The following is a 3,731-nucleotide window of genomic DNA, read 5'->3' as shown; positions in this document are numbered from 1 at the left end:
ATAAAATTTATATTCCAATCACGACTTTATCGATATCAATGGAGGTTACAGCATGAGAGGGATCACATCAACTCAAAAAATAAATTGTCGTACTGAATATTCCACATTAAAAAAAGCCGTTGTAGTGAAGCCTTCTTTTATGAAAATCACACAAGTAATTAATGAAACGCAGAAGCATTATAAAAACACTAATATAGATACAACGCTCGCCGTAAAGCAGCATAACCACTTTTTAAAGGTTATGAGGTCACATGGCATCGAAGTCACTGAACTTTCTCCAAATCCTCATTTAAATGAACACGTCTTTACACGTGACACTGCCTTTGTAATCGATGATCAATTATTCGTCGCTTCCATGAACGAAGAAGTTCGGCAAGGTGAGACCGAGCAATTAAAGGAATGGTTGCATGAACAAGCGATTTCTTTTCAAGAAGATTTAGCTGGCTCCATAGAAGGCGGAGATGTTTTAATTGACGAGGATACGATTTGGGTTGGTTTAAGTGGACGTACAACGTTCGATGCCGTGAAAGATCTGCAACGTCGATTACCGAGCTATCATGTGCGACCTTTACAATTAAAAGATGATATTCTTCATCTCGATTGCGTCTTTAATATCTTAAGCGAAGACACTGCTCTTGTTTACAGTGATGCTTTTACTAAAAAAGATTTAAGAAAACTTCATTCCAACTATCACGTGATTTCTGTTACCGATGAAGAGCAATTTCAAATGGGACCAAACGTCCTTTCAATCGGTGATGGAAAAGTTATTAGCCTTCCTCAAAATGAACGATTGAATAACGTGTTAGAATCCGAAGGCTATAAAGTCATACGCGTCGATCTCTCTGAAATCATCAAGTCCGGTGGCTCATTCAGATGTTGTACATTACCTTTGCAGCGAGGCTAATCGATAAGCAACATTGAAACAAATACTCGAACGATTTCTCAATTAAATCGTTCGGTTTTTTTATATATTTGTACCTTTCAACAATAAAAAAACCTTGCACTACCAACTTGGGTAGAACAAGGTTTCATTAGTCAATCCGTTTCAAAACGAAATAAGGACAACCAAAATTACAATATTCATAAATATAATCTTCTAATGTAGATATTTTCGTATCAAAGGTCGCTTTTTGATTTTGATCATCATAAAAACCTTTTAGACGAAGCTGACCATAACCCCAGTCACCGACGAGGAAATCATACTTCGCCAGCAAATCCACATATTTTTCTTCGATAGCTTCTTCATTGAAAGCTTCTCTGTATTCGTAAATTAAATCATAATTGGTTCCTTGAAGTTCCATGGAGATCACCTCGTTATACATAGTGTACCATAATTTCCTTATCCATTCTCTACATGAAAACAATTTAGCTGCTTACACTAAGAATTAGCTAAATTCCGATATGAGAAAGGATTCCAATCTGTATGCGAAAATTTCTATGCCTACTTATTATTTTGCTTGCTATACCCGTGACAGTGCAAGCCGAAGACAATGACGATGAATATCTTGAACGAATGGGACTTTACCGAAAGACGGCTGCTGTGACAGACTTGCCTTGGTATTCACTTGCAGCCATGGACCAATATGAACGTAATATCAATAAAGAGATCGATGGTCGAATGACAGGGATTATCATCAAGCCCGAAACATGGTTTGGTTTACTTAACTTTGACAATAAGCGAAAGCATTCCGAAGAAGCCATTCAATTGTTCGGCGGAAAAGGTATGGACGGAAATGGGGATGGGATTGCTGATATTGAAGATGATGAAGATGTTCTGTACACCTATGCCACTATCATTCAGCAATTGACCGACGAAGAAGGCACCATGCAAAAAGCTTTAGAAACTTATTATGACCGTGAAAAAGCTGCCGATTTAATCGCTCTGATGGAAAAAATCTTTCATAAGTTTCAAACACTTGATTTAAGTGAGCGATCCTTTATCGTTTCGAAAAACTTCAATTATAGTTACAAAAATACGTGGGGAGACTCACGTGGCTATGGAGGAAGACGGATTCATGAAGGAACCGACATTTTTGCCGGATACGGGACACCTGTTAAATCAGCCTCTTATGGAATCGTTGAGATCAAAGGATGGAACAAGTTCGGTGGTTGGCGGGTCGGAATTCGCGACGCATATAACATCTATCATTACTATGCTCATTTAAGCCGATTTGAAGAAAAGATTGAAGAAGGCACCCTCGTCAAACCTGGACAAGTTATCGGATATGTGGGTTCAACAGGATATGGGCCAGAAGGAACACAAGGCAAATTCCCACCTCACTTACATTATGGCATTTACAAAGATAACGGAAAATATGAGTGGGCTTATGACCCGTACCCTTCCTTAAAACGCTGGGAGCGAAATACTGACGGATAACTTGCTCTAGCCAATTGAAATATTTCTCCTTTAGTGAAAAAATAGAGATAGTGAACTATTGGAGATGAAATCATGAAACGAATTGCAGGCAGTCGTGTATTAAAAACAGGAATCGCTATATTTATCACCGCATGGATTTGTGAATGGATCGGTTGGCCACCGGTTTTCGCCGTTATTACAGCAATCGTAACGGTGGAGCCGACCGTTGCCCAATCGATCAAAAAAGGAATCATCCGGTTTCCAGCTTCCGCAATCGGCTCCTTTTATGCCGTTTTATTTATCACTTTATTTGGTCATTCCGCATTGACCTATGCCTGTGCAGCTGTGTTTACGATCGTCACGACGTATCGATTTAAGTTATTTGATGGTTTGCTCGTTGCTACGTTGACGTCCGTTGCCATGATTGAAGTCATTCACGATAATTTTATGGCCTCGTTTTTTATTCGTCTTGGAACGACAACGATTGGACTGGCTGTCTCTACACTCGTGAATATGTTTTTGATGCCACCAAATTACCAATCGTCAATTACGAACAAATTGAAAAAATTAGCGCAAGACACAGGTGAAACCATCCAGTGCATTTTTTCAGCTGCTCTGAGTGACCAAAGACAAGACCCGAAGATGCTTGAAACACTCGAGATTTTAGAAGAAAGAGTGTTTAAAATTGAAGTGCTCATAAATTATCAACGTGACGAAGCGAAATATCACCCGCTAACTGCGGCTGAGAACAATGAACTGAAAGCCGTTAACAAAAAGCTGACGCAGCTAAAATTAATTAATTACCACATTGAGAACGTATACTATATGACGTCTAAAACACTGGATTTAACCGAACAGGAAAAAGATATGCTGTTTATTCATGTAGAAAATGTTTCCCATTCCCTTCAAGTAGCCGAGGACTTTAGCCTTGAAGAGCACCGGGAGCAATTGAAAAAACTTGTCGATCTGTTCTGGCGAAACCAAAGTGAAATTATCGAAGAAAAACCAAGGACTACGGCATTTCCATCGCATTTCATTCTACTTTATGAACTGTTGTCGATCTATCAATTAGTGGAAAGTTACTTTACGATTAAGCCCGAAGATTTTCAGAAAAAAGAAAAGGCTAAATTGAAACAAACCATTAAAAGAAAATAAAGAGAGAACGATTTAAAACATACGAAGATTAGTGGCGGACTATTCATCGGTAGTGATCTAAAACTGTGTGCTTTCGTTGATTAGAGGCGTTCTATTCAACGGTAGCGAAGGAAAATTGTGCGCTACCCTCGATTAGAAGCCTCCTATTCAACGGTAGCGAAGGAAAATTGTGCGCTACCCTCGATTAGAAGAACTCTATTCAACGGTAGCGAACAAAAAT

General features: G+C 39.0%; 4 protein-coding genes. 3 read left to right on the top strand and 1 reads right to left on the bottom strand.

The features are described from left to right. Positions 1-52 precede the first annotated feature (52 nt). A complete protein-coding gene (locus FPQ10_RS12750) occupies positions 53-904 on the top strand; it encodes a dimethylarginine dimethylaminohydrolase family protein (protein WP_144163876.1) in 852 nt (283 codons plus the stop codon). A gap of 127 nt (positions 905-1,031) precedes the next feature. Here FPQ10_RS12750 and FPQ10_RS12745 read toward each other — a convergent pair whose 3' ends face one another. Continuing rightward, positions 1,032-1,301, bottom strand: coding sequence for a YutD family protein (locus FPQ10_RS12745; protein WP_144163875.1), 270 nt, complete (start codon positions 1,299-1,301; stop codon positions 1,032-1,034). Between the two features lie 122 nt (positions 1,302-1,423). On the opposite strand from FPQ10_RS12745, the gene FPQ10_RS12740 reads away from it, so the two are divergent. Next, positions 1,424-2,377 carry a M23 family metallopeptidase gene (locus FPQ10_RS12740; protein WP_144163874.1) on the top strand — a complete coding sequence of 318 codons (954 nt, stop codon included), beginning with the start codon at positions 1,424-1,426 and terminating at the stop codon, positions 2,375-2,377. Between the two features lie 72 nt (positions 2,378-2,449). Continuing rightward, positions 2,450-3,511, top strand: a complete 1,062-nt coding sequence (locus FPQ10_RS12735) for an aromatic acid exporter family protein (RefSeq protein WP_144163873.1) — start codon at positions 2,450-2,452, stop codon at positions 3,509-3,511. Positions 3,512-3,731: the final 220 nt, after the last annotated feature.

The organism is Allobacillus sp. SKP2-8, assembly GCF_007559355.1.
Taxonomy (GTDB): domain Bacteria; phylum Bacillota; class Bacilli; order Bacillales; family Alkalibacillaceae; genus Allobacillus; species Allobacillus halotolerans.
Note: the sequence above shows the minus strand (reverse complement) of the source record. Positions and strands in the feature narration are given on the sequence as shown.